The 26,115-nt window shown below is 66.6% G+C and carries 25 protein-coding genes and 1 pseudogene; 16 read left to right on the top strand and 10 right to left on the bottom strand.

What is annotated here, in order from left to right; genetic code table 11:
- The 4 genes from WA944_RS21365 to WA944_RS21350 form a co-directional block, all read right to left on the bottom strand.
- Positions 1–860, bottom strand: an 860-nt coding sequence (locus WA944_RS21365; RefSeq protein ID WP_526374024.1) for a Ni/Fe hydrogenase subunit alpha, incomplete at its 3' end; no start/stop codon positions are given.
- A 14-nt stretch (positions 861–874) separates the two neighbouring features.
- Entirely contained in the window at positions 875–1,492 is a 618-nt protein-coding gene (locus WA944_RS21360; protein ID WP_526374023.1) for an NADH-quinone oxidoreductase subunit B family protein, read from the bottom strand.
- Complete coding sequence (locus WA944_RS21355; protein WP_526374022.1) at positions 1,489–2,202, bottom strand: 2Fe-2S iron-sulfur cluster-binding protein; 714 nt, start codon at positions 2,200–2,202, stop codon at positions 1,489–1,491. The genes WA944_RS21360 and WA944_RS21355 overlap by 4 nt, the downstream gene beginning before the upstream one ends.
- Positions 2,199–4,010, bottom strand: coding sequence for an NAD(P)H-dependent oxidoreductase subunit E (locus WA944_RS21350; RefSeq protein ID WP_526374021.1), 1,812 nt, complete (start codon positions 4,008–4,010; stop codon positions 2,199–2,201). The genes WA944_RS21355 and WA944_RS21350 overlap by 4 nt, the downstream gene beginning before the upstream one ends.
- Positions 4,011–4,153: 143 nt before the next feature.
- Between WA944_RS21350 and WA944_RS21345 the strand changes: the two genes are divergently transcribed.
- From WA944_RS21345 to arcC, 5 genes are all read left to right on the top strand, one after another.
- The gene (locus WA944_RS21345) at positions 4,154–4,504 is read left to right on the top strand and encodes a cupin domain-containing protein (protein WP_526374020.1); all 351 of its coding nucleotides are present in this window, start codon (positions 4,154–4,156) and stop codon (positions 4,502–4,504) included.
- A gap of 140 nt (positions 4,505–4,644) precedes the next feature.
- Positions 4,645–6,126: an arginine-ornithine antiporter gene (gene arcD, locus WA944_RS21340; RefSeq protein WP_526374019.1), complete on the top strand. Its 1,482-nt coding sequence runs from the start codon at positions 4,645–4,647 to the stop codon at positions 6,124–6,126.
- Entirely contained in the window at positions 6,123–7,382 is a 1,260-nt protein-coding gene (locus tag WA944_RS21335; protein ID WP_526647320.1) for an arginine deiminase, read from the top strand. The genes arcD and WA944_RS21335 overlap by 4 nt, the downstream gene beginning before the upstream one ends.
- Positions 7,383–7,394: 12 nt before the next feature.
- Complete coding sequence (locus WA944_RS21330) at positions 7,395–8,399, top strand: ornithine carbamoyltransferase (RefSeq protein ID WP_526373797.1); 1,005 nt, start codon at positions 7,395–7,397, stop codon at positions 8,397–8,399.
- A gap of 6 nt (positions 8,400–8,405) precedes the next feature.
- Entirely contained in the window at positions 8,406–9,314 is a 909-nt protein-coding gene (gene arcC, locus WA944_RS21325; protein WP_526373798.1) for a carbamate kinase, read from the top strand.
- Between the two features lie 5 nt (positions 9,315–9,319).
- Here arcC and WA944_RS21320 read toward each other — a convergent pair whose 3' ends face one another.
- The gene (locus WA944_RS21320) at positions 9,320–9,577 is read right to left on the bottom strand and encodes an Rv2628 protein family (protein ID WP_526373799.1); all 258 of its coding nucleotides are present in this window, start codon (positions 9,575–9,577) and stop codon (positions 9,320–9,322) included.
- Positions 9,578–9,691: 114 nt separating this feature from the next.
- Positions 9,692–10,676, bottom strand: a pseudogene (locus tag WA944_RS21315) (magnesium transporter).
- A 113-nt stretch (positions 10,677–10,789) separates the two neighbouring features.
- Here WA944_RS21315 and WA944_RS21310 point away from each other — a divergent pair.
- Both WA944_RS21310 and WA944_RS21305 read left to right on the top strand, forming a co-directional pair.
- A complete protein-coding gene (locus WA944_RS21310; protein ID WP_526373800.1) occupies positions 10,790–13,129 on the top strand; it encodes a heavy metal translocating P-type ATPase in 2,340 nt (779 codons plus the stop codon).
- Between the two features lie 171 nt (positions 13,130–13,300).
- Positions 13,301–14,122 carry a universal stress protein gene (locus WA944_RS21305; RefSeq protein ID WP_526373801.1) on the top strand — a complete coding sequence of 274 codons (822 nt, stop codon included), beginning with the start codon at positions 13,301–13,303 and terminating at the stop codon, positions 14,120–14,122.
- A gap of 11 nt (positions 14,123–14,133) precedes the next feature.
- Here the strand turns inward: WA944_RS21305 and WA944_RS21300 are convergent, their stop codons facing one another.
- Complete coding sequence (locus WA944_RS21300; protein WP_526373802.1) at positions 14,134–14,538, bottom strand: nitroreductase family deazaflavin-dependent oxidoreductase; 405 nt, start codon at positions 14,536–14,538, stop codon at positions 14,134–14,136.
- 200 nt (positions 14,539–14,738) lie between these two features.
- Between WA944_RS21300 and WA944_RS21295 the strand changes: the two genes are divergently transcribed.
- The 6 genes from WA944_RS21295 to WA944_RS21270 are packed head-to-tail and all read left to right on the top strand — an operon-like array spanning position 14,739 to position 20,224.
- Complete coding sequence (locus WA944_RS21295) at positions 14,739–14,999, top strand: hypothetical protein (protein ID WP_526373803.1); 261 nt, start codon at positions 14,739–14,741, stop codon at positions 14,997–14,999.
- Positions 14,996–16,822, top strand: a complete 1,827-nt coding sequence (acsA, locus tag WA944_RS21290) for an acetate--CoA ligase (RefSeq protein ID WP_526373804.1) — start codon at positions 14,996–14,998, stop codon at positions 16,820–16,822. Before WA944_RS21295 ends, acsA begins: the two co-directional genes overlap by 4 nt.
- On the top strand, positions 16,819–17,814 hold the full coding sequence (pdhA, locus tag WA944_RS21285; RefSeq protein ID WP_526373805.1) for a pyruvate dehydrogenase (acetyl-transferring) E1 component subunit alpha: 996 nt from the start codon (positions 16,819–16,821) through the stop codon (positions 17,812–17,814). Before acsA ends, pdhA begins: the two co-directional genes overlap by 4 nt.
- Complete coding sequence (locus tag WA944_RS21280) at positions 17,811–18,788, top strand: alpha-ketoacid dehydrogenase subunit beta (RefSeq protein ID WP_526373806.1); 978 nt, start codon at positions 17,811–17,813, stop codon at positions 18,786–18,788. The genes pdhA and WA944_RS21280 overlap by 4 nt, the downstream gene beginning before the upstream one ends.
- A complete protein-coding gene (locus WA944_RS21275) occupies positions 18,785–19,966 on the top strand; it encodes a 2-oxo acid dehydrogenase subunit E2 (protein WP_526611078.1) in 1,182 nt (393 codons plus the stop codon). The genes WA944_RS21280 and WA944_RS21275 overlap by 4 nt, the downstream gene beginning before the upstream one ends.
- Positions 19,967–19,975: 9 nt before the next feature.
- On the top strand, positions 19,976–20,224 hold the full coding sequence (locus tag WA944_RS21270; RefSeq protein WP_526375206.1) for an acyl carrier protein: 249 nt from the start codon (positions 19,976–19,978) through the stop codon (positions 20,222–20,224).
- A gap of 28 nt (positions 20,225–20,252) precedes the next feature.
- Here WA944_RS21270 and WA944_RS21265 read toward each other — a convergent pair whose 3' ends face one another.
- On the bottom strand, positions 20,253–20,849 hold the full coding sequence (locus WA944_RS21265) for an Rv1733c family protein (protein ID WP_526375204.1): 597 nt from the start codon (positions 20,847–20,849) through the stop codon (positions 20,253–20,255).
- A 198-nt stretch (positions 20,850–21,047) separates the two neighbouring features.
- Here WA944_RS21265 and WA944_RS21260 point away from each other — a divergent pair, with 198 nt between their 5' ends.
- Complete coding sequence (locus WA944_RS21260) at positions 21,048–21,926, top strand: universal stress protein (RefSeq protein WP_526375202.1); 879 nt, start codon at positions 21,048–21,050, stop codon at positions 21,924–21,926.
- Between the two features lie 13 nt (positions 21,927–21,939).
- Here WA944_RS21260 and WA944_RS21255 read toward each other — a convergent pair whose 3' ends face one another.
- Together WA944_RS21255 and WA944_RS21250 are read right to left on the bottom strand one after the other, a co-directional pair.
- Positions 21,940–22,740: an HPF/RaiA family ribosome-associated protein gene (locus tag WA944_RS21255; protein ID WP_526375200.1), complete on the bottom strand. Its 801-nt coding sequence runs from the start codon at positions 22,738–22,740 to the stop codon at positions 21,940–21,942.
- A 46-nt stretch (positions 22,741–22,786) separates the two neighbouring features.
- A complete protein-coding gene (locus WA944_RS21250) occupies positions 22,787–24,250 on the bottom strand; it encodes a bifunctional aminoglycoside phosphotransferase/ATP-binding protein (RefSeq protein ID WP_526375198.1) in 1,464 nt (487 codons plus the stop codon).
- Positions 24,251–24,375: 125 nt separating this feature from the next.
- On the opposite strand from WA944_RS21250, the gene WA944_RS21245 reads away from it, so the two are divergent.
- Both WA944_RS21245 and dosR read left to right on the top strand, forming a co-directional pair.
- Positions 24,376–25,371, top strand: coding sequence for an Acg family FMN-binding oxidoreductase (locus WA944_RS21245; RefSeq protein ID WP_526375212.1), 996 nt, complete (start codon positions 24,376–24,378; stop codon positions 25,369–25,371).
- Positions 25,372–25,462: 91 nt separating this feature from the next.
- A complete protein-coding gene (dosR, locus tag WA944_RS21240; RefSeq protein WP_526375196.1) occupies positions 25,463–26,110 on the top strand; it encodes a hypoxia response regulator transcription factor DosR/DevR in 648 nt (215 codons plus the stop codon).
- Positions 26,111–26,115: the final 5 nt, after the last annotated feature.

Below are 26,115 nucleotides of genomic sequence, written 5' to 3'. Positions count from 1 at the left end.
AACTTCATATAGCTCCACGGTTCGACAGCCTCCGAGAAATGGTCGAGGTAGTCGTGGTAGTCGAGTTCCCGGACGATGCGCTTCTTGTCGTCGACGATCCGCAGCGCCCCGTGGTAGTAGTCCACGTTGCCGTCGGCGTCGACGAGGGACATGTTCAGAGCCAGCACATTCGCGAAACCGTCCACCTGGCTTCGGTTCTTCTCGTGGAAGTCGTAGAAGAGGCGAAGGCCGTCCTGTGCGTAGTCGATGACCTCGTCCATCGACGGCAACCCCTCCTCGCCGTTGAGCAACCGGTCACATTCGGCGCGGCTGAGGTTCTTGTCGACACCACCCGGCACCGAGTTGATGCCGTGCATCCTCCTGCCGAAAACCGTCTTGATGACCTCCTGACCCCACTTACGCAGCATGATCACCCGCCGCATCAGTTCGGGATTCGCCTCGACCAGGCCCAGCAGGTTGCGCTGCTCGGGCGCTGCGTCCATCCCGAACATCATCTCGGGGACGACGAGGTAGAAGTACGCCGTCGCATGGGATTGCAGCATCTGCGCGTAGTGGCCGAGACGGCGGATCTTCTCCGCGGTCCGGGTGACTCCAGCCCCCGAGTGCACACCGACGCCGACGATATCGTCGAGCACCTTTGCGCCACAGAGGTGGTGGCTGACGAAGCAGATTCCGCAGATGCGCTGCATGAGCATCGGCGCCTCCCAGTACGGGTGGCCCTGAACGAACTTCTCGAACCCACGGAACTCGACGACGTGCAGCCTGGCGTCGACGACGTTGCCGTCGTCGTCGAGGTGCACGGTCACCTTGCCGTGACCCTCGATGCGGGTCACCGGGTCGATGACGAGTTTTCTGCTCACGCAAGTCTCCGAGATCAGTCGTAGTGGTTCAGCGAGCGGGGCAACAGCACCGGTCGACCATGTATCAGATCGTCGAGGACGGTGAAGATGGCGTCCGCGTCCGGTGGACAGCCGGGGATGAAGTAGTCCATCTCGACCACCTCGTGACAGGGGTGGACCTTGGTCGTGATCCGGGGGATGTCCGGATGTGAAGGGACAACACGTTCAGCGCCCGGGACCGCTGTCGGCGAGTCGAGGTAGGCCTCCGCCAGACAGTCCTTCAACTCGAAGACATTGCGCATCGCCGGGATGCCGCCCCAGACGGCGCAGGCGCCGACGGAGATCAGGACATCACAGTTCTCCCGGAAATGGCGCAGTGTCTCGATGTTGTCCTCGTTGGCGACACCGCCTTCGATGAACCCGATGGCGCAGCGTTCGGTGATCCGTTTGATGTCGGTGAGCGAGGAGCGGTGAATGGTGACCTTCGTCAACAGCGGCACGATCCGCTCGTCCATGTCGAGAAATGACAGGGTGCATCCCCAGCAGCCGCACAGACTGATCATCGCGACGTTGATCTTGCCGTCGCGGCCCGCCGACAGGGCGGGATCGGGTGGCGTCTTGGGTAGTTGGTCCGACCTGGTTTCCTCGGTCACGGTGCCTCTGACTCTTCTGCCGGGTCGAGGGCCCGGTCGCGAACGGATTTCACTTCGTACTTGCGGCGGCCGATGGGCACGTCGTATCCGACCCCCTTTTCCAGGATGGCGCCGACCGGACAGATCTCCACCGCGTAGCGGACCTGCTCGATCGGCATGGCGTCGGCCCGTTCGGCATCAACTTCGATGCATGACTCGCGGCCGCGGTGGCTGATGCTGAAGATCTTCTGTCCGGCGTCGTCACGGACGAATTCCACGCACCGTTGGCAGAAGATGCAGCGATCCCGCTCGAGCCAGATCCGCTCGGACGCGTGGTCGCGTTCGCGCGCCGGGAACCGGTACGGGAATCGGGACACCAGCATGTCCACCTCGTAGCCGACCGCCTGAAGAGTACAGCGGCCGCTCTTCTCGCAACTCGGACAGTTGTGGTTGCCCTCGGTGAAGAGCAACTCCACCAATGCCTTCCGCATGTCTTTGGTTTCCGGTTCGTCGACCTCGACTGTCATCCCGTCGCGCACCCGAACCGTGCACGCCGCGACCACAGCGCCGTCCACCTTGACCGAGCACGCCCGGCACGTCCCCAGGCACGGTTTGCCCTCGAGGTAACACAGTGTCGGGATGTACACACCGGCCTCCGCGGCGACGTCGACCAGCACGCGGTTCTCCTCGGTGGACACCGGAGTTCCGTCGATCTCGATTCGGATGCTCATGTCGTCGTGTCCGTTCCCAATTCGGTGAGTGCGTCGCCGTAGCCGGCGAGGGCCGCCTCGAGGTCGAATGAGGGCAGCAGGACGTCTGTCTCCCCGTCCCGCAGCCTGCTGCGGTACATCTCCGGAAACTTGGTCAGACTCGTCAGGATCGGATTGGCTGCGGTGGCCCCGAGTCCGCACCGGCTGGTCGTGCGGACCAGGGCACCCCAACTGGCCGCGTCGTCCAGGTCGCTCTGGACCGCGACGCCCGCGAGGATGCGCTCCATCTTCGCTTGCAGATCGACGGTGCCCGCCCGGCACGGCACACAGATACCGCAGGATTCGTCGCGGAAGAACCGGGTGTAGTCCTTGACGCAGTCGAGCAGATCCCGGGTGGCGTCGAAAACGGTGACGGCGCCGTTGCAGGGGATGTCTTCGTACGCGATCCGCCGGTGACCGTCGGCCTGCACCGAGAGGCACTCCCCCGACGGGCCGCTGATCTGGACCGCACGCGCATCCTGCGCGCCGACAACGGTCAGCACCTCGTCGAGGGTGATGCCCCATTCGACCTCGTAGACGCCCGGTCGGTCACAATCCCCGGCGACGCTCAGCAGACGCGTGCCCGCAGAGGTGGGAGTGCCCATACTGCGGAACCATTCAGCGCCTTCGGCCGTGACCCGACTTGCGGCAACGAAGGTTTCGACATTGTTCACACAGGTGGGGTTGCCGAGGTATCCCTGCTGGATCGGGTAGGGCGGCTTCAGCCGCGGCGTTCCCCGGTTGCCCTCGCAGGATTCGATCAGCGCGGACTCCTCGCCACAGACGTAGGCGCCGGCGCCCATCTGGATGCGGATGTCGAAATCGAAGCCGGGCAGCGCGCCGATGCTGGATCCGAGGAGCCCGTCATCCCGGAGCTCCTGTAGCTGCCGTTCCAGATAGCGCCTGAGATAGATGTATTCGGCTCGCAGATAAACGATCCCGTGCCTGGCGCCGATCGCATAGGCGGCGACGACCATACCGGTGAAGACGTCCTTGGGTGAGCGGGTCAGCAGAGCCCGGTCCTTGAAGGTGCCGGGCTCACCCTCGTCGGCGTTGCAGATGACGTATTTGTCGACGCCCGGCGCAGCGCGGCACAGCCGCCACTTGAGGCCGGTGGCGAAGCCTGCGCCGCCGTAACCACGCAGCCCTGACTCGGTGATGGTGTCGATCGTCTGCTCAGGGGCGCCCGCGAGGCAGCGCTTCAGTGTCACCTGGTGATCGACCTGGCCGCAGAAGAACACCGGGCCCCGGGTGTGGACGTTGGACTCGACCAGGCTGTCGACATAGCCGATGTCGTCAGCGGGAAGCCCGACGGGGTTGGCGATGTCGGCGGGGGCTCTGCCGGCCTTCAACTGGCCGATGATGTCTGCGACGCTACCGGGCGTCAGCCGGGTGAACACCACCTCGTCGAGCAGCATCGCCGGCTCCTGGTCGCTGAGCCCGATGCACGGAGTCTCGAACAAGCCGAACATCCCTGTCCCGGCCTCACCGAATCGGACCCCGGTCTCGCGCTCGAGCGCGTCGTACACGGCCTGGTATCCACGTGATTTGGCGATCACCGTGTTGCTCAGAAATATCCGGTACCGGCCGGACGGCCTGGTGTGGAAGAAGTGGTAGAACGACGCCGTCTCCGCGATGTCCCGTGCGGTCCGGTTCAACGCGGTTGCCATCTGCGGCAGATGTTCACCGGGAATGTAGCCGTACCGATTCTGGATATCCCAGAGGATGTCGATCAGTCGGGTGCCGTCGAAGCGGTATCGCCGCAGCACGGCGTCGATGTCCCGGTTCACCGGTACCATCATCCTCCGCTGCCGATGACTGACCAGGGCATTTGGTCACTTTGCGACATCACGCCGGAACTGGTCTCGGGCAAGAGCTACGGTGAACAGTTCGACGACTGTCCGGGCACTATCCGACTAACTAAGGAGAGTCCATGAACAAGATCTCGCTGACTGCGCTGGCCCGAGAGCAGCTGGCAGACGCTGAACGTGCCTCCAGCGGGCGCAGCGCACACACCGTGTACGGAGGCCACGAACACGTCCTGCGGCAAACCATGATCGCACTGGTGGCGGGTCAGAAGCTGGACGAACACGAGAACCCCGGCGAAGCCACCGTCCACGTCCTGCACGGACGCGTACGGCTGGTCGCCGGCGAGGACAGCTGGGAGGGTTCCGCCGGTGATCTCATCATCGTGCCCAATTCCCGCCACTCACTGGAGGCCGTCGAGGGCTCCACTGTGCTGCTGACCGTGGCGAAATCCACTTCCCCACAAGCTGGCTCGTAGTCGGGGTGAGGGGCAGGCGCCGGTAGGTGACCTAAGCGTCCGAAACCGAGGACCAAAGCCTCCTCTCTGCACGCCGGTGGTGTCCATAGCGTCGGTGGCGCGGTGTGATCTGACACACCACTCGAGCATGGAGGACAACGATGTCCGAGACACTGGTGTCTCCGCCCCCTGAAGCCCGCTCCGCCGGCGGCGCGAAACCCGGCCTGGGGCTGGCCGCCCTGACCGCGATCGTCGTCGGTTCGATGATCGGCAGTGGAATCTTCGCGCTGCCTTCGCAGATGGCCGGTAGTGCCGCCCCCGGCCCGCTGCTCATCGGTTGGGCGATCACCGGGGTCGGCATGTTGACCCTGGCATTCGTCTTTCAGACGCTGGCCAGCCGGAAACCGGACGTCGACGGCGGTGTCTACGGGTACGCCCGAGCCGGTTTCGGCAACTACATCGGGTTCACCTCGGCATTCGGCTATTGGGTCTCGGCGTGGGTCGGCAACGTCGCCTATCTGGTGCTGTTGTTCTCGACACTGGGCTACTTCTTCCCCGGGTTCGAGGGCGGCGCAACCGTTCCCGCGATCATCGGTGCCTCGATCGTGTTGTGGGTCGTGCACTTCCTGACGCTTCGCGGCATCCAGACGGCCGCGGCCGTCAACGTCGTGGTGACCATCGCGAAGGTGGTCCCGATCCTGGTGTTCATCGCGATCGCCGCCGTCGGTTTCCGGGCTGGACTCTTCAGCGCCGACTTCTGGGGCCGCGCGGTGCAGATCGACGGGGCACCGCTCGGTGACACGATGACCCAGGTCAAGAACATGATGCTGGTGACCGTGTGGGTGTTCATCGGCATCGAGGGTGCCGCCGTGTACTCCCAGCGCGCCGCCAAGCGTCGAGATGTCGGCCGCGCCACGGTGCTCGGCTTCGTCGGTGTGTTGGCCCTGTTGCTCATGGTCAACCTGCTGTCGTACGGCTTGATGACCCAGGCCGAGCTCGCCGGCGTGGCCGACCCGTCGATGGCCGGCGTGCTGGAGAACGAGGTGGGCGCCTGGGGCGCGGCCTTCATCTCGATCGGTTTGGTCGTCTCACTGCTCGGTGCCCTGATCGCGTGGGTGATGCTGTGTGTCGAGATCCTGCGGCTACCCGCCCTCGAGCATGTGATGCCGCGGGCGCTTGCTCGCGAGAACTCCCACGGCGCACCGGCAAACGCTCTGTGGCTGACCAACATCTGTGTCCAGGCCCTGCTGCTGTGGACCCTGGCCAACGCGAGCACCTACACCAACCTGGTGTACCTGGCGACCTCGCTGATATTGCTGCCCTACCTGTGGTCGGCCGCCTACCAAGTGCTGCTGGCGGTGCGCGGCGAGACGTACGCGTCCGGCGGCGGACGCACCCGCGATCTACTCATCGGTGTCGTCGCGCTGGGGTACGCGGTGTGGCTGGTGTATGCGGGCGGGTGGCAGTACCTGCTGGTGGCGGCGATGTTCTACCTCGCGGGCACCGCGCTGTACCTGTGGGCGCGACGGGAAAGCCGGCTGCCCGCGTTCAGCAAGCCCGAATTCGCGGTGGTGGCCGTGGTGGCGTTGACCTCGGTGCTGGCCGCCGTGCTGATGGCTACCGGAAACCTGTCGGTCCTGTGAGCGCGACCGACTCCCGCCTCGGCGTCTGGTCGGAGGCCGGCAAGCTGCGCCGTGTCATGGTCTGCGCCCCCGGCCTGGCCCATCAGCGACTCACTCCGGAGAACTGTCACGAGCTGCTGTTCGACGACGTCATCTGGCTGCAGCAGGCTCGACGTGACCACTTCGACTTCGTCGCCAAGATGGTCGACCGCGGCGTCGAGGTGCTCGAGCTCCAGGATCTGCTCGCCGACGTCGTGGCCAAGCCCGACGCCCGCGAGTGGGTGCTGGATCGCACGGTGACCGACGACCTCGTCGGACCGGGGCTCACCCAGGAGATCCGGTCCTGGCTGACCGAACTGTCACCGGACCGGCTGGCAGAGTTCCTGATCGGCGGCGTCGCCTACCAGGACGTGATCGACGAGGTGAACAGCGGCTTCCTGTCACTGTTCAACACGTTGGACCCCGCGGGGTTCGTCGTCCGGCCGCTACCGAACACGCAGTTCATGCGCGACAACTCCGCCTGGATCTTCGGCGGTGTGACACTCAACCCGATGTACTGGCCGGCGCGGCGCCGCGAGACGCTGCTGACCACCGCCGTCTACCGGTTCCACCCTGCCTTCGCCGATCAGGAGTACGACGTGTGGCTGGGCGACCCCGACGGACTGCCCGCCGACCGTGGTCTGGCCACCCTCGAGGGCGGCGACGTGATGCCGATCGGCAAAGGGCTCGTGGTCATCGGCATGGGCGAGAGATCCTCCCACCAGGCGATCACGCAGGTTGCCCGCAACCTGTTCGCCGCCGGGGCGGCCGAACGGGTGATCGTCGCCAGCTTGCCGAAAACCCGCTCGGCGATGCACCTGGACACGGTGTTCACCTTCTGTGACCGCGACCTGGTAACGGTGTTCGCACCCATCGTCGACGGGATCGTGCCGATCAGCCTACGGCCCGACGACGCCGCACCGTCCGGCCTCGACGTCCGGCGCGAACCCCGGGGATTGATCGAGACGATCGGCGACGCGGTCGGTGTGGAGTTCCGGGTCGTCACCACCGCCGGCGACGTCTACGGCGTCCAACGCGAACAGTGGGATGACGGCAACAACGTGGTCGCGCTCGAGCCGGGCGTGGTCATCGGCTACGACCGCAACACCCTGACCAACACCGCCCTGCGTAAGGCCGGGGTGGAGGTCGTCACCATCGACGCCAGCGAGCTGGGCCGCGGCCGCGGCGGTGGCCGGTGCATGACGTGTCCGATCCTGCGCGACCCGCTCTACACCTGAAGGACATCTGCCATGGCATTCAACACCCGAAACCGCAGCCTGCTCAGCCTGGTTCACCACACCGACCGGGATCTGCACTATCTGCTCGACCTGGCACGCGACCTCAAACGGGCCAAATACTCGGGCGGCCCGCGGAACAGCCTGGCGGGCAAGAACATCGCGCTGATCTTCGAGAAGACGTCGACCCGCACCCGCTGTGCATTCGAGGTGGCCGCGTACGACGAGGGCGCCCACGTCACCTACATCGATCCGACGTCGTCCCAGATCGGGCACAAGGAGTCGATGAAGGACACCGCACGGGTGCTGGGCCGGATGTACGACGCCATCGAGTACCGCGGCGCGGCCCAGGAGACCGTCGACGAACTCGCGGAGTACGCCGGTGTGCCCGTGTTCAACGGGCTCACCGACGAGTTCCACCCGACCCAGATGCTCGCCGATGTGTTGACGATGACCGAGCACTGCCCGAAGCCGTTGCACGACATCTCGTATGCGTTCGTCGGTGACGGCCGCAACAACATGGCGAACTCCCTGTTGCTGGTGGGGGCCAAGCTCGGCATGGATGTCCGCATCGGTGCGCCGAAGCAACTGTGGCCCAGCGATGCCCACGTGGCGATGTGCCAGGAGTTCGCCGCCGCGTCCGGGGCGAGGATCACCGTCACCGACGATCCCGACAAGGCGGTCAGCGAGGTCGACTTCATCCACACCGATGTCTGGGTGTCGATGGGGGAACCGCTGGAGACGTGGGGTGAGCGGATCGACATGCTGCTCCCCTTCCAGGTGAACTCGGCGCTGATCAAGGCTGCCGCCAACCCGCGGGTGAAGTTCATGCACTGCCTGCCGGCCTACCACAACTGCGAGACGACGCTCGGCGCGAAGATCGCGGCCCAGTACCCGGTGCTGTCCAACGGGATCGAGGTCACCGAGGATGTCTTCGAGAGCCCGGTCAACATCGCCTTCGAGCAGGCGGAGAACCGGATGCACACCATCAAGGCCGTGCTCGTCTCGGCGCTGAGCTGACCCGACGTGAGGATCGTGATCGCGCTGGGCGGGAACGCGCTGTTGAAGCGCGGCCAACCGATGACCGCGGACAATCAACGGGCGAACATCCGCGTCGCCGCCGAGTGCATCGCCGCCATCACCGCGGGCAACGAGATCGTCGTGGCCCACGGCAACGGGCCCCAGGTCGGGCTGTTGGCGCTGCAGGCCGCGGCCTACCACGAGGTGGCGCCCTACCCGCTCGATGTGCTCGGGGCCCAGACCGAGGCGATGATCGGCTACGTCATCGAGCAGGAGCTGGGCAATCTGCTGCCGGTCGACCAGTCGCTGGCCACCCTGCTCACGATGATCGAGGTCGACCGCGACGACCCCGCGTTCGAACACCCCACCAAGCCGATCGGGCCGGTCTACGACCGGGCAACAGCAGAGCAGCTGCGGGCCGCCAGCGGTTGGACCATCGCGGCCGATGGTGACAAGTTCCGCCGGGTGGTGCCCAGCCCGAAACCCAAGCGGATCTTCGAGATCGAACCGATCCGCACCCTGGTGGAGCACGGCACGATCGTCATCTGCGCCGGTGGTGGCGGTATTCCGACCATGTACGACGAACGCGGCGACCTGCGTGGCGTCGAAGCCGTCATCGACAAGGACCTCGCCTCCGCGCTGCTGGCCGAGCAACTGGACGCCGACCTGCTCGTCATCGCCACCGACGTCGACGGCGTCTACCTCGACTGGGGCACCCCCACCCAGAGGCGCCTGGGCCGGATCACTCCCGACGACCTCGCGGGTGTGGACTTTCCGGCAGGATCGATGGGCCCCAAAGTCCAAGCCGCATGCGACTTCACGCGCCACACCGGCAACGAAGCCGTCATCGGGTCGCTCAGCGACATCACCAGGATCGTCGACGGCAGCACGGGAACACGCATCCGGGTGCGTTAGCCCCTCTACACGGTGATTGACACGTCGACCGAGAGGCGGTCACCGATGGCGTACGCAGCCGCCCACTGTCCGTCGCGCACCGACTGTGCGAGATCCTCGGCCAACGGGCTGTACACGCCGAACTCGACAAGCCAGGCCGAAACCGTGCCGGCGATGCCGTCAACCGACACGCGAGCAGTGCGTCCCTCATGTAAGCGGTCCGTCAGCTGGTAAGTCGGCGCGGTGTCCGGGTGCGCACGTCCCCGGTAAGTCAGTGATCTCATGAACAGCCCCCTCGTACTACCCCCTGATCAGACCATCTGCGACGGACCGGGGGCGAGGGGCGAAGGCACGCGGTCGTGCTTCTTTGGTCCCGCGGTGAGAAGGACTTTCGGCAGTCACGAAAGCAGCAGCGTCACCGCCACGAGGTAAATTCCGATCGACAGCAGATCCTGGATCACGGTGGCCAGCGGTCCCGACCCGAACGCGGGATCCTTTCCCAACCGGTTGAAAACCCACGGCAGCACCAGCGCCCACCACGGTGGCGATCGCGCTGGCGGCCAGCAGCGCGATGGACACCGCGCACGCAAGCATCCAGTCTCCGACCATCAGACCCGCCATCGGCAGAATGACAACACCCAATAGCACGCCCACGAGCAGTCCGGTCAGGACTTCCGGGCCAAGGATGTGGCGGATACCCACGCCCACCGACAGCCCGCGGATCGCGACGGTCTCGGTCTGCGTGCCGACGGCGTCAGCCAGGTAGACGATCCCCGGCACGAAGTACGCGACCGCGAGCGTCGCGTCGAGCCGAGCCTCGAACGCCGCCATCAGCCCCGCGGCGACCATCGCACCGACCAGCCCTACCAACAGCCACGGCATCCGGTGCCACAGCCGCCGGCTGACACTCTCCACCGTGGTCGTTCTCGCCTCTTGGACCGCGTGCAGAAAGCCACCCAACCGGGCCATGTCCTCGTCGTGCTCGGCCAACAGAACCGTGAGCAACTGCTGAGGGGCGATCAGACCGCGAAATCGCCCTTCGCCGTCGACCACTGCGAGGCCAGGTTCACCACGCTGCACCGCGTGCCACGCCGCCTGCTCCTGGTCGGTGTCGGGCGCCACCACCGGCGGCGTGGCATCCATGACGTCGGCCAGCATGGCGCCATCGGGCGCGGCGAACATGCTCTCGATGGTGGCGATGCCGACCAGGCGGCCGTTGTCGAGCACCGCCACCGTCGCAGCACTGTCGTACCTCACGCCGCGCATTCGCTCCAGCGTTATGGCCACCGGGTCGCCGGCTGCGGCGGTGGGAACCCGCATCGAGGCATGCGACAATGCGGTGCCCGTGGCTCCGATCGGGTCGAGAATGAGATCGCGCGCCATGCGACCGGACTCTACCGACCGGAGAGTTCGGACAGTGCTGACCGAAATCGTCTGCGATCCTTACCTTGAGCCCGACCGAGGGCTCTCGACAATGCGACGCGGTGGTGGGCGGCATGCCTGAGCAGGTGATCGGTCGCCTGGTGGCGGCAGGACGACGGTCCGTGGCACGGTGGCGACCGCATCTCGAACTTGCGCTGGTGGTGCTCACAGTCGGTGCGTTGGCTGCGGGCGGACTCGCGTGGCTCGCCGGCCGGCCCACGCTCGCCGACGGGTGCTGGATAGCAGGCACAGCCATCGCGTTGGTGCCGGCGTTACTGTGGGTGCTCGCCGCGCTGCGCCGCGGGCACGCCGGCGTCGATCTCATCGCAGTGCTGTCGCTGGTCGGGACCGTGCTGGTGGGCGAGTATCTGGCGGGTTCGTTGATAGCGGTGATGCTGGCGGGCGGACGCGCTCTGGAAGCAACCGCGGAGCGCAGGGCCTCTCATGATCTGCGCGCGCTGCTCGAACACGCGCCGCGTTTCGCCCGCCGGCGGATGGGCTCCGAGGTCGCGGTGATACCACTTGCCGACGTGGCGGTCGATGACCTCCTGCTCGTCGGGCCGGCGGAGGTGGTACCGGTGGACGGCCGCGTTGTCGACACCGTGGCCGTGCTGGACGAATCGGTGTTGACCGGAGAACCATTACAGGTGGAGCGTGGCGTCGGGGAACCTGTCCGTAGTGGTGTGGTGAACGCGGGCAACGCTTTTGAGTTGCGTGCCACCGCAACGGCCGACCAGAGCACGTACGCCGGGATCGTCAGACTCGCCGAACAGGCCAACGCAGAGAGCGCACCGATAGTCCGGTTGGCTGATCGGTACGCCGCGTGGTTCTTGCCGCTGACGCTTGCGATCGCGGCGGTCGCGTGGGTGATGAGCGGGTCGGCCGTGCGCGCCGTCGCAGTGCTTGTCGTCGCGACTCCATGCCCGCTGCTGCTCGCCGCCCCCGTTGCGATCGTCTCCGGGTTGTCCCGCGCTTCCAGACAGGGCGTGGTGATCCGTAGCGGTGCCGCGCTGGAAAACCTCGGTCACGCCACCACCCTGATGATGGACAAGACCGGCACTCTCACCATGGGACGTCCGGTCGTCGTCGAGATCGCGGCCGCGCCGGGCCGGGAGACGGCAGCGGTGCTGCGACTGGCGGCATCGATCGAACAGATGTCGCCACACGTGCTGGCCGAGGCCATCGTCACCGAGGCACTGGCTCGCGGCCTCCCGCTGACATTGCCCAGCGGCGTGGTCGAACAGCCCGGAGAGGGCGTGACCGCGACGATCGACACCAAGCGGGTACACGTCGGCAAGTTGGTCGGCGGAAAGGTGGATGCGGGATGGGCCCGGGCCGCGGTCAACCGGGCGCGCCTGGATTCGGCAGCGATCGCCTGGGTGTGTGTGGACGACGAACCGGTGGGCGCTGTGTTGCTGCGTGACCCACTGCGCCGTGACGCACCTCGTACCATTCGGCGCTTGCGCGCCGCCGGATTGAACCGCCTGGTCATGCTCACGGGTGACCGCCCTGAACCGGCGCGCGAAGTCGCCACGGTGCTCGGACTGGACGAGGTCTACTCCCACCAGAGCCCGGCCGCCAAGGTCGCCGCGGTACGCGCCGAACGCGATCGCGCAGTGACCGTGATGGTGGGCGACGGAGTCAACGATGCGCCGGCGTTGGCCGCGGCTACTGTCGGGGTCGCAATGGGAGCGCGCGGCGCGACCGCCTCATCGGAGGCAGCCGACGTCGTCCTGACCACTGATCGCCTCGATCGACTCGCCGATGCGATGGACATCGCTCGCTGGTCACGGCGCATCGCGGTGCAGAGCGCCGCGGTGGGCATGACGCTTTCTCTTCTAGCCATGGTGATCGCCGCGTTCGGTTGGTTGCCCCCCGCCGCGGGCGCTCTTCTTCAGGAGGGTATCGACGTCGCGGTCATCCTCAACGCGTTGCGCGCGTTGCGGGGCAATCCGGCTCTGGCCGTCGTGCTGCCCGCAGACACAGAAGAGATGTTGCGCAAGTTCGCGGCCGAGCACGACACCCTTCGCGATACCGTGGGGTTACTCCGCGACGCCGCCGATCGGCTGGTTGTCGGATCCGACGCCGCCGCGCTGGAGGCTCTGTCCCGGGCGTACGCGTTCCTGACCGAACAACTCCTGCCACATGAACACGCCGAGGAAACCCTCCTTTATCCCGCGTTGGCCCGGCCCCTGGGCACCGGCGAGGCGACCGCCACCATGAGTCGGACCCACTCCGAGATCCAGCGGTTGTCCGACCGCATCGGCGCCCACATTGCGCTCGCCCAGACGACCGACGGTATTCAGCCTGATCAGGTCGACGATCTGCTCGCCTGCCTGTATGGGCTCTACACCTTGCTGCGCCTGCACTTCCTGCAAGAAGAGGAGAATTACTTCACCCTTACCGACGACTGACCAAGCCATCACCGTGCCATCACCGTGTGAGTCTGCCCCACCCACCGCACTTGGCCACGCAGGAATTCCGCGCTGCTCACACTGAGAGGACCATCGGCTCAGATGCAGGGACTTTCGCCTCAATCCGCTCGTGCTGACTCCCAATACCGTTGGGACACGAAGTGGAGAGGAATGGGTGAGACGATGAACGACAACCACCCCGCCGCGCCGGTCGTCGCAGGCATCGACGGTTCCGAAACGGCAGTGCAGGCGGCCCTGTGGGCGGTCGACGAAGCCGTCAGCCGAGACGTGCCGCTGCGGCTGGTCTACGTGACCAAGGCCACCCACCCGTCGGCCGAGGACTACGAAAGCGACGTGCAGCACGGCAAGGCGTCGCTACGCACGGCACAGGCCGCCGTCGAAGCCGGCGGCTGTCCGGTGAAGGTCGAGACCGCCATCGTCACCGGCCCTCCCGGAGCTGCTCTGGTCGCCGAATCCGATGATGCCGGCCTGGTCTGCGTCGGCTCGGTCGGGATCGGACGCTACGTCCGGTCGATACTGGGATCGACGGCAACCGATCTGGCCGAGAAGGCCCACTGCCCCGTGGCGATCATCCGCACGCACACAGACGACAAGTCGTCACGAGAGATCAACTGGATCGTCGTCGGGGTCAACGACGAACCCGAAAACCGCAACGTCGTCGAGCACGCGTTGCGGGAGGCGAAGCTCCGTGACGCACCGGTGCTCGCCATCGGGGAACACAAAACCCACCTCGGATCGGGGGAAGGCCTCGACGCCGCGGTCACCAAATGGCGACAATGCCATCCCGACGTGCACATCTATCCGGTCGCCGACCAGGCGGATGTCGCGTATTTCCTGAAGCACTTCGACCAGCGGGTCGGGCTGGCCGTGATCGGTGGCGCGAAGTCGGGCCAGCTGGCGGAGATCGTCGGGCCGGCCGGTCATCCGTGGTTCCACCACAGCGAATGTTCCGTCCTGGTCGTCCGCCCCTGACGGGACGTGCGCTATCGCTGCTCATCCCACCGCAGTTTGACGAAGCAGTCGACGCCGAACCGTTCGAATACGCGCCGTCGCCGAGCTGACAGCTGCGGTCCGGCTGTTTCGGCGTCGATGAGCTGCGGATCGGTGACCGCATAGGTCCGCCCGTGGACGGTGATCGTGGCGTGCCCGGATGCGACCACGTTGCGCAGCCAGTCAATTCCGGTGCCGTACGGCAACGGCACGATCACACCGTCCACTACCCGGTCGGCCACCACCGGCGTGGTGTAGGTCTTTCCGGAGCGCCGCCCGGTGTGCTGCAGAGCCGCGGCATACCAGTGCTCGCGGCCTGCCAACAGCAACATCGCCGGGTTCAACACATGCATGTTGAAGGTCCGTACCGCGTCCCGAATCATCCTGTTGACAGACATCTGGCGATTGTCGTGCTCCGAAGGAATGGTCGGACAGAGCCGACCGGACCGGAACCGAAGTGACTTAAGGCATCTGCGAGAAGCTGCCGGGTAGCTGCGATATCGCGAAGACAACCGCCGGCGGCGTAAGTGACTTTCGTCTCTATTTCCCCCATCCGGGTTCGCGAACGATGGGTTGCAGCGACCGAAAGGGATCACCGATGATGCCGCCGAGCACCTCGATGGACAAGGACCTGGAGTCCATCTCGTGGGACTTCCTCGAGTCCGAGTTCACCGGACCCACCTACGCCGGGTGGTCGATCGACCGGCGGCTCCAGGTCTACCTTCACCATCACGGACTGGCTGCGATCGCCGATGACGGAACCGCATGCGCCGCCCTGTTGGAGCGGGTGATGGCGAACATCGGTCCCGCGCTCCGTCGCGGAGTGTTGAGTCCGCCGAAAGACCAGGTTCCGTCATGACGATCATTCACAAGACCCCGGGAACGTGGCGCCTGCCGCCCAACTTCTCCGACTACCAGCAGACCCGGGCGGCCTTCGACTGGGCCGAGGTTCCCGACGTCTGTGCCGGTATGACCTCCGGCGGATGCAATATCGCCTACGCCGCGGTCGACAGGCACGTCGACGGCCCCACGGCGGCCCGCACCGCGCTGCGGTTCGTTACTCGATCGGATCGGGACGGCGCACCGGTCACACGCGATCTGACGTACGCCGAACTCGCCCGCCTCACTGCGCGATTCACCAATGTGTTGCGCTCGCTGGGCATCGGGAAAGGCGACCGGGTCTTCACCATGATGGACCGCGTTCCCGAGCTGTACATCACCATCCTCGGTGCGCTGCGCAACGGTAGCGTGGTGTCCCCGCTGTTCTCCGCGTTCGGCCCCGAACCGATCGCCACCAGGATCGACATCGGCCAAGCCGACGTGTTGGTCACCACCAGGGCCCTCTACCGGCGCAAGATCGCCAAGATCCGGGACCGGCTGGCCTCGGTCCGGTATGTGATCCTCGTCGGAGACGACGGAAAAGCAGGAGGCGTCGACGCCGGCGGTGAGGACGGATCTCAGGACGCACCGCTGGATTTCTGGCACCGGATGGACGCCGTCGACGACCTCGCCCCCATCGAGCCCACCACGGCCGACGACCCTGCCCTGCTGCACTTCACCAGCGGCACCACCGGCACGCCCAAGGGCGCCATCCACGTCCACGGCGCCGTGGTGATGCATTTCGTCACCGGGTCCTACGCTCTCGACCTGCACCCTGACGACATCTTCTGGTGCACCGCCGATCCCGGATGGGTCACCGGCATGTCGTACGGCGTGATCACTCCCCTGCTGCACGGTGTCACCTCGATTGTCGACGAGGCGGAGTTCGACGCCGACCGCTGGTACCGGATCCTGCAGGACCAGAACGTGAGCGTGTGGTACACCGCGCCGACGGCGATCCGCATGCTGATCAAAGCGGGACCCGAAGCGGCCCGGGACTATCGGTTTCCCCGGCTGCGGTTCATCGCCAGCGTCGGCGAACCCCTCAATCCCGAAGCAGTCTGGTGGGGAGAACGTGTGTTGGGCCTGCCGATCCACGACAACTGGTGGCAGACCGAGACCGGCGGCATCATGATCGCCAACACCCCGGCCTTCGATATCAAGCCGGGCTCGATGGGCCGGCCACTGCCCGGCGTCGACGCCTTCGTCGTCCGCCGCGGTGAGGACGGCTCCGTGTCGGTTGTCGACGAGCCCGATGTCGAGGGTGAGCTGGCCCTGAAAACGGGATGGCCGTCGATGTTCCGCGGCTACCTGCACCAGGAGGAGCGCTACCGGAAATCCTTCACCGACGGCATGTACCTGACGGGTGATCTCGTCAAACGCGACGCCGACGGCTACTTCTGGTTTGTCGGTCGCGCCGACGACGTCATCAAATCAGCCGGACATCTCATCGGTCCGTTCGAGGTGGAGAGCGCGTTGACCGATCATCCCGCGGTAGCAGAGGCGGCCGTCATCGGAATTCCGGATCCGACCGTCGGCGAGGTGGTGAAGGCATTCGTCACAGTCAAGGACGGGCACGACGCCGACGACGCGCTGCGACTGGAGTTGCTGGGGCACGCCCGCAAACGGCTCGGAGCTGCGGTGGCGCCCAAGCACATCGAGTTCGTCGACTCGCTGCCGCACACCCGCAGCGGCAAGATCATGCGCCGCCTGTTGAAGGCCCGCGAACTGGGCCTGCCCGAAGGTGACACGTCCACCATCGAATCGGCGCCCGACACCCACGTGACAGAGGCCGCACTATGACCGACACCGAGACCACGACCGACACCGAGCTGGCCCGGGCACTGCTCTCCGACATGGTGCGGGTGCGGCGCATGGAGGAGAAATGCGCAGAACTATACGGCGAAGGCAAGATTCGCGGATTCCTGCACCTTTATGTCGGTGAGGAGGCGGTGGCCGCCGGCTCCTTGCGTGCCCTGGCCGCCGGCGACGCCGTGGTCGCCACCTACCGCGAGCACGCACATGCGTTGTTGTGGGGCATCCCGATGAAATCGATCATGGCCGAGATGTTCGGTAAGCAGCAGGGCTGCTCTCGAGGCCGTGGCGGGTCGATGCATCTGTTCGACGCCGCCACCCGGTTCTACGGCGGCAATGCCATCGTCGCCGGCGGCCTGCCGGTCGCGGCGGGGTTGGCGTTCGCCGACAAGATGCTCGGCCAATACCGGGTGACGGCCTGCTATTTCGGCGAGGGGGCGGTCGCCGAAGGTGCGTTCCACGAATCGCTGAATATGGCCGAGCTGTGGCAGCTGCCGGTGCTGTTCTGTTGCGAGAACAACCGGTATGCGATGGGCACCGCGCTGGAGCTGGAGCAGTCACAGCCGGACCTCACGGTGAAGGCGGCGTCCTACCGGATCCCCACCCTCGCGGTGGACGGGATGGACGTCGCCGCCTGCCACGATGCCGCCCGACAGGGTGCCGACCACATCCGCAACTCCGGCGGCCCGTTCTTCATCGAGTTCCGCACGTATCGATTCCGTGCGCACTCGATGTTCGACCCCGAGCTCTACCGGGACAAGGCCGAAGTCGAGGTATGGCGCCACCGCGACCCCATCGCCGCGTTCTGCGGGAAATGCCTCTCCGATGGCACCCTGACCGCGCAGGACGTCGGCGCCATCGAGGCCGAGGCCGACCGTGAGGTCGCCGACGCGGTGGCGTTCGCCGAGGCCGGAACATGGGAGAGCGTCGACGATCTCGAACGCGATGTGGTGACACCACCCTCGGAGATGGTCTCGTGAAGACGACCTATCGCACCGCGATCCACGACGCGATCCGCGACGCCATGCGCGCGGACACTCGGGTGGTGTTGCTGGGGGAAGACGTCGGCCGCTACGGGGGAACGTATGCCGTGTCCAAGGGTCTGCTCGACGAGTTCGGCCCGGATCGGGTGCGCGACACCCCCCTGTCGGAGCTGGGTTTCGTGGGAATCGGCATCGGGGCTGCCCTGGGCGGGCTGCGCCCGATCGTCGAGGTGATGACCGTGAACTTCAGCCTGTTGGCGCTCGATCAGATCGTCAACACCGCTGCGGCACTGCGCCACATGTCCGGCGGCCAGTTCTCGGTTCCACTCGTGGTGCGGATGGCCACCGGCGCTGGCCGGCAGCTGGCAGCGCAGCACTCACACAGCCTCGAGGGGTGGTACGCGCACATCCCCGGCATCAAGGTGGTGGCCCCGGCGACCGTGGAGGACGCCTACGGAATGCTCGGCGCCGCACTCGCCGACCCGGACCCGGTCATCATCTTCGAGCACGTCCAGCTCTACAACACGGCGACAGACATCGAGACGCTGGGGCCCACCGAACTGTCCGGTGCCGCGGTCCGTCGCAGCGGAGCCGATGTCTCGGTGATCACCTATGGCGGTTGCCTACCGAAGGTCCTGGATGCGGCCAATGAGTTGGCCCTGGCCGGAATCGACTGCGAGGTCGTCGATCTGCGGTCGCTGCGCCCCCTGGACACCGACACCGTCGTCGCGTCGGTGAGCAAGACCCACCGCGCGGTGATCGTCGACGAGGCGTGGCGCACCGGCAGCCTGGCGGCGGAGATCAGCGCCCGCATCGTCGAGAACGCATTCTTCGAACTCGACGCGCCGATCGGCAGGGTCTGCAGCGCCGAGGTACCGATGCCGTACGCCAAACACATGGAGCAGGCTGCACTGCCGCAACCCGCCACGATCGTCGCGGCCGTGAAGAGCCTCTTCGGTAGCCGACCATGATCGAGTTCAAGATGCCGGCCCTCGGCTCGGACATGGACGAGGGCACCCTGCAGGAATGGCTCGTCAAACCGGGCGACCAGGTGGCTCGCGGCCAGGTGGTCGCCGTCGTCGAGACGACCAAGGCCGCAGTGGAGATCGAATGCTGGCACGCCGGAACGGTTCAGGATCTGCTGGTACCGGTCGGTGACACAGTTCAGGTGGGCACGCCGCTGGCGACCCTGGTGGGTTCCGACGAAACCGACGGCGGCACCCGGTCGGAGCCGGCCGTGGAAGCCGCGGGGCCAGCCGTCGTGGAGCCGGCCGTCGCGGTCCCACCGAGCCCATCAGGTGCGTTCCACCGGCGCCGCTGGGTATCCCCCGCTGCGCGCCGGCTGGCCGCCTCACTGAGCGTCGACGTCGACGCGCTGACCGGCAGCGGCCCGCAAGGGGCGGTCACCCTCAGCGACGTGGAGCACGCGGCGGCGGCGGCTCCCCGCGAGAAGCCAAAGGCCACCGCGGTTTCCGACCGTGCCGCTCAGATGCGTAAGTCCATCGCAGCGGCGATGAGCCGATCGAAGCGGGAGATCCCGCACTACTACCTGGCCGACGAGATCCTCATGGACCGGGCACTGACCTGGCTGACCGAGCGCAATGCGCAGCGGCCGATCACCGAACGCGTGCTGCCGGCCGTGCTGCAACTCAAAGCCGTGGCCGTCGCGGCAGCACGCTACGGCGAGTTCAACGGATTCTGGCGTGAGCAGGGCTACGACGCTGCGGCCGGGGTGCATGTCGGCGTCGCGATCTCGTTGCGCGGAGGCGGACTGGTGGCGCCCGCCATCCATGATGTGCCGGAGAAGAATCTCGATGAGTTGATGGCGGACCTCACCGATCTGGTCGCCCGCGCCAGGGCAGGGTCGCTGCGCAGCTCGGAGATGTCGGATCCGTCCATTACCGTCACGAACCTTGGTGACAAGGGCGTCGACACCGTGTTCGGGGTGATCTACCCCCCGCAGGTCGCTCTGGTCGGTTTCGGCAAAGCCGCGCAACGGGTGTGTGCGATCGACGGGGGCATCCGGATCGCCACCACGGTGCAGGCGTCGCTCGCCGCCGATCACCGCGCCAGCGACGGCCACCGGGGCGCGTTGTTCCTGGACGCGATCAACCAACTGCTGCAGCAACCAGATGAACTCGAGAAGTGAGGCCCGACCATGGAGCACGACGATGTCCGCGGCGAAGTCCTGTCCGTGCTGACCACGATCGCCCCTGAAGTCGAACCCGACGACATCAGTGACGATCTCCTGCTTCGTGATCAGGTCGATCTCGACTCGATGGACTGGCTGAACTTCCTCGTCGGACTCCACAAGCGACTCGACATCGACATCCCCGAATCCGATTACGCGTCGTTGCGGACCCTCGACGACATCGTGCGATACGTCGCCCAGCACGCGGCCCGCTGACGAGCGCGCTCACCCGGGCGTGGGGCCGTCAGGCTTGGCTGCCCGTCCGACCGCCGCCGTCGTCGATCATTGACTTCCAGGCACGCTCCCAGGCAGCGTCACGCTGCCGGGCCAGGCGCAGGCGCAGCCACACGGTCAGACCCGCCACCGACGCCACCACGCTCAGCCAGAACCCGGCCGCCACGGCCAGGGCGTCAGCTCCCGCCCGCCACTTCGGGGGCGGCTGCCTGACCTGGTCGCCGTCCTCGTCCACCCAGAGCTGCAGGTGGTCACCGACTTCCGTCGCAGAGCCGACCTCGACCTCGCCGCGCCGCTCGACGTCGCCGACACGCCATTCGACCGGCGCGGTGATGACCACACGGTCGGACTGCATGTTCGACGCCGGGCTGCCCGTCACCGTGGCGACCACCGCCTGATGACTGCGGGCCTCCTCGGAGTAGAGGTGAGCGCGGGTTTCGTGGACGGCGGTGCCGATCGCGCCGGCGATCGGCGTGACGACGACGACGGCCGTGAACGCCAGGACCAGCACCAGGGCTTCGACTCGGTCATTGGTCCGAACCAAGGGGCTGCTCCCGAAGGCGCGCGCCAACCAACTCCGTCGGAGGTAGAACGTCACGGTGTCCATCAGATGCCTCCTGTGCCGCCGTCACGCGCCTGCTGATACATCGATCCTGGCAACGACGGCGCCGTCGCCCCAGGGGCGAACGGCCTTACGACGGTCACAGGACGAAGGGACCGCGGGCCTCGGCATCGGTGACGAACGACCCTGGTCATCGACGGAGCCAGCCCTTAGTCTCCACTCAGCCGAACAGGTGGGGGCACGATGTCAGAGAATGCGGCCGGGTACGGAATCGTCGTCGGTGTCGACGGGTCGGCGCAGTCCGATTCAGCTGTCCGATGGGCAGCGCACGAAGCCGTGATGCGCGCTCTGCCGCTGACACTGATGCACGTCGTCACGCCCGTCATCGTGGGCTGGCCGATGGGTCCGGTCCAGGCGAACATCGCCGAATGGCAGGAGGACAACGCGCGCGCGGTCATCGCTGCGTCGCAGAAGGTCTTGTACGCCAGTGCAACCGAGGGCGAACTGCAGCAGGTGCGCGTCGAGATCCGATACGCGGGCGCCCTCACGGCGCTCGTCGACGCCACACCGAACGCCTGGATGGTCGTCGTGGGCAGCAGCGGCATCGGCGGCGTCGGCCGTGCGGTGCTGGGCGCGGTCAGCGGTGGATTGTTGCACCATGCCCGCTGCCCGGTGACCGTCGTCCACGACGACGGCCGCCCCACTGATCCGGAGTCGCCGGTGTTGCTGGGCATCGACGGCTCACCCGCATCCGAAGCGGCCACTGCGTTCGCCTTCGACGAGGCATCCCGCCGGGGTGTGGATCTTGTTGCGCTGCACGCGTGGAGTGACGTCGGCGTCTTCCCGATCCTCGGCGAGGACTGGCATCAGTACGAGGACCAGGGCCACGAAGCGCTGGCCGAACGTCTGGCCGGCTGGCAGGAGCAGTATCCCGACGTCGACGTTCACCGGCGGATCGTGTGCGACAGGCCCGGTCGGTGGTTGATCGACGAATCCCAGAACGCAGGGTTGGTCGTCGTGGGCAGCCGCGGTCGCGGCGGGTTCACCTCGATGCTTCTGGGTTCGGTGAGCGCTGCGGTGGCCCGGGCCGCACACGCGCCGGTGACCGTCGTCCGCAGCTAGACACTCCCGATAGTCACGCCGGGGTGATGAGCCCGTAGTGGCCGTCGTAGCGGTGGTAGAGCAGGTTGGCCCGGCCTTGAGCGGCGTCGATGAAGAACAGGAACGGCAAGTCGAGGATCCCGAGCCGTTCGGTCGCTTCCTCGACCGTGATGCAGGGAGCCGGCTGCGAACTGAACGTCACCGGCAGTTCGAACGGTGCCAGCTGGTCCGGCGACACCGCTACCACCTGGGCGAGCCGGTAGTCCGTCGGACCGGTGCGGTAGAGCACACTGGCGATACCGCTGCCCTGCTCGGCGAACAGGTGGAACTGGTAGTCGAGCAGCTCCATTTCGAGGGCGGCTTCGTCGATGGTGCAGGCTGCCATGGTGAACGACTTGCGGCGGATGATCTGGCGGTCCTCAGCAGGCCGGGGATGATGGTGTGGCCGCTGGGTGGGCTCGGATTGATGGCGCCACTCGTGCGGGGCCTTTTCGGGCAGCCGGCCGCGACGCGCTTCCCAGTGCTCGGCCGTCTTGTCCAGCAGGCGCCGCAACCGTTCGTCGAGCTGATCGATGGCTTCGCGCGCGGTGGCGGCATCCACCTGGGCCCGGATGAGCCGGCCGTCGACGTCGAGGTTGGCCTGAGCGACAACCGGTCGTCGCACCGCCGGGTCAGTGTGCCGGGTGAGCCTGACACGTGCGTGCAGCACCGGCCGACCGGTGAACCTGGCGATCTCGCTGATTCGGTTGCGGGCGTACTCGGCGGCGCCTGGCAGCCGACCGTCGGTCGTCACGGTGACATCGATGGTATCCGGCAGGTCGGCTTTGTTGCTCATGCTCTACTTCCTACGCCGCTGCCACGGCTGCGGGGAGGGCCAAAGGTCACTGCGACTCCGTTGTCCGGCAACAGATCTCTGTGGCTTCCTTCACCGAGTCCGCCAGGGGTCGGGAGGTGTCGATGTCGTGGGCACCGCTGCGATCGCAACCGGCATCGGCGAGGGCCGCGGCGATCTGCGGCGTGGCATCCGAGTCCGACCGCGGTCTGCGCTCGATCCTGGCCGATGCCTCGGTGATCGGTACGGAACAGTTGAATTCGACCAGTGCTGCCGATGTCCGGCCGGCGAGGTCGTGTGCGCCGTCCCGCTGCCCGGCCTCTCTCCACGTGCCGTCCAGGATCACCGAATGCCCGGTGCGCAACCAGGCCTGGGCCTCGCGTAGTACCGCGTGGTACACCGCGGCAACGTTTTCCGGTGAGTACAGACCGGCGTTGAGCTCGCCGGCCGCGCCACAGATCACGCCGTCTTCCTGCAACCGCCGACGCACAGCGTCGGTCGAGACGACGTGGGCTGCCATCTGCGCAGCCAAAGCTGTTGACAGAGTAGTTTTTCCGGTTCCTGGACCGCCGCTGACGATGACGAGCCGAACGGCGCCTGCGCGCAGCCGCTGCACGGCGATGCCGAGATGCCGGCGGGCGTCGTCGGCTGCCTCGGGGTGGCCCTGCGAGACCCGCACGCAGTCGACCTTGGCGCGGACGAGTGCACGGTAGGCGACGTAGAAGTCGACCAACGAGCTCGGTGCGGGGGCCCGAGCCAGCTGTGTGTACCGAGCGAGGAAGTGGTCGGCGAGGTCACGCCTTCCGAGAAACTCCAGGTCCATCGCGAGGAACGCGGCATCGTCGATGCCGTCGACGTAGCGGAGTCGGTCGTCGAACTCCAGGCAGTCCAGCAGCGCGGGCCCCTCGGGCAGACAGAAGATGTCGTCGGACAGCAGGTCGGCGTGTCCGTCGAGGATGTGGCCCTCCTCGATGCGACGGGTGAACAGCTCCTCACGGCCTGCGACGAACTGACCGGCCAGGCGCGTCACCTCCCGAACCGAGTCCTGCGGCAGCACGTGCTCGGTGAACGCCTCCAATTCGCGCAGGTTCTGCTGCCATCGTCCCCAGACGGCCTCGACAGAACCCTGGCTGTCGATTGCGGGTCCGCGCTCCGCCGTCGAATGGAAGCGCGCCAGCACGCCCGCGATGGCGAGCAGTTCGTCGCTGACCGGTCGCCCGCTGTTGACCAGCGTTGACAGCCGTGCCGAATCCGGGTGTCGCCGCATGACGATCACCGGTTCCGGCTGGCCGCCCTGCGGATCGCTCAGATGGACCACCCCGAGGTAGCTGCCCGGCGCGAGCCGCCTGTTCAGGGTGAGCTCGTGCTGGCACGCGCGTTCCCGATCGGCAGTGGTGCTGAAGTCCAGGAAGTCGGTCGCCACCGGCTTTTTGACCTTGTATGCCTTGTCACCGAGTAGCAGGACGACGCCGGTGTGTGTTTCTCGCACCTGCGCGGCCAGGTCACCGTTCATGCCCTCAAGGCTCGACCACGGGCATCGGTGTCGCCAGAGCAATAGGCCACCGCACAGAGGACCATTGGCCCTGGCCTGCCCCACAGGGTCGGACCACGATGGTGATGAATGAGGAGGTAGTACCGATGCGGGACTTTCCGGTGGATGCCGAGATCATCAAAGGCGCGGTGCAGCTGGCCTGCCGGGCGCCGTCGGTGCACAACAGCCAGCCCTGGCGCTGGACACTCGAGGGTGATGCCGTCCATCTGTTCATCGATCCAGACCACGTCGCCCCGTCCACCGACCGTTCCGGCCGGGAGGCGTTGATCAGCTGCGGAGCGGTCCTCGACCACTTCCGGGTGGCGATGGCCGCGTCCGGGTGGACCGCCCACGTCGAACGCTTTCCCAACCCCAATGACCTCGACTATCTGGCCTCGATCGATTTCAGCGCGAACACGTTCGTCACAGAGGGGCATCGCCGTCGCGCCGAGGCGATCCTGGCCAGGCGCACCGATAGGCTCCCGTTCGCCGCGCCACCGGATTGGAAGCTGTTCGAGTCGGAACTGCGCGCCACGCTCGATACCGCAGCGGTGCCGGTCGCGGTGGTCGCGGAGGAGCATCGACCACAACTCGCGCAGGCCTCTGATCTTGTCGAGTCGCTGCGTCTGTACGACTCGTCCTACCACAAGGAAATCCATTGGTGGACCTCAGGTGCGGCCCGCGACGAAGGCATCCCGCAGAGCGCGCTGGTCTCGGCGGCCGAAGGCGACCGCGTCGACGTCGGGCGCAGCTTTCCGGTCACCAGCGACTCGCACCGGCGTGCAGAAGTCAGCGAGGACCGCTCCAAGATCGTGGTGTTGTCGACGTTCGACGACACCCGTGACAGCGTGTTGCGGTGTGGAGAAGCGTTGTCCGCCCTTCTCCTCGACGCCACGATGGCAGGGCTGGCCACCTGCACGGTGACTCACCTGATGGAGTTGCCGGCTACCCGGGAGATCGTGGCGACGCTGAGCGGGTCGAACACGCCACAGGTCCTGGTCCGGGTCGGGCTCGCCCCGGCCGCCGCCGATGTCCCTGCCCCGACCCCGCGCCGGCCGATCGACGAGGTCTTCGAAGTCCGGCGCGTCGCCCCGCAGAATTAGCCTGTCCTCACCCAGCCGACCGGTTCGGCGTCATCCGGGAACTGCAGAACGTACTCTCTGGGTAGCGGGTGATCGGCAGGGAGGACGTCGTGTGGTGAGAGTATTTCTCGTCGACGACCACGAAGTGGTTCGTCGCGGGCTGGTCGACCTCCTCAGCGCCGACGACGACCTCGAAGTCATCGGCGAGGCAGGATCGGTGTCACAGGCGTTGGCCCGGATACCGGCTCTGGCGCCCGACGTCGCCGTCCTGGACGTCCGGCTGCCCGACGGCAACGGCATCGAGCTGTGCCGAGACCTGCTCTCGCTGCTCCCGGACCTGCGATGCCTGATGCTGACGTCGTTCACCTCCGACGAGGCGATGCTGGACGCGATCCTTGCCGGCGCCAGCGGATATGTCATCAAGGACATCAAGGGCATGGAACTCGCCGCAGCCATCAAGGAAGTGGGCGCCGGTCGTTCGTTGCTCGACAACAGAGCGGCAGCGGCGTTGATGGCCAAACTGCGTCACGACGCCGACCATTCCGATCCGCTGTCCGCGCTCAGCGATCAGGAGCGGGTGTTGCTGGACCTTCTCGGCGAGGGGTTGACCAACAAGCAGATCGCGGCGCGGATGTTTCTCGCCGAGAAGACCGTGAAGAACTACGTCTCCAGGCTCCTGGCGAAACTCGGCATGGAACGGCGCACCCAGGCGGCGATATTCGTCTCCAAGCTGGATCAGTCCCGCCACCCCGCGGAGTGACGGCG

Origin of the sequence: Mycobacterium sp. (assembly GCF_049683355.1) — a bacterium.
GTDB lineage: Bacteria > Actinomycetota > Actinomycetes > Mycobacteriales > Mycobacteriaceae > Mycobacterium.
Note: the sequence above shows the minus strand (reverse complement) of the source record. Positions and strands in the feature narration are given on the sequence as shown.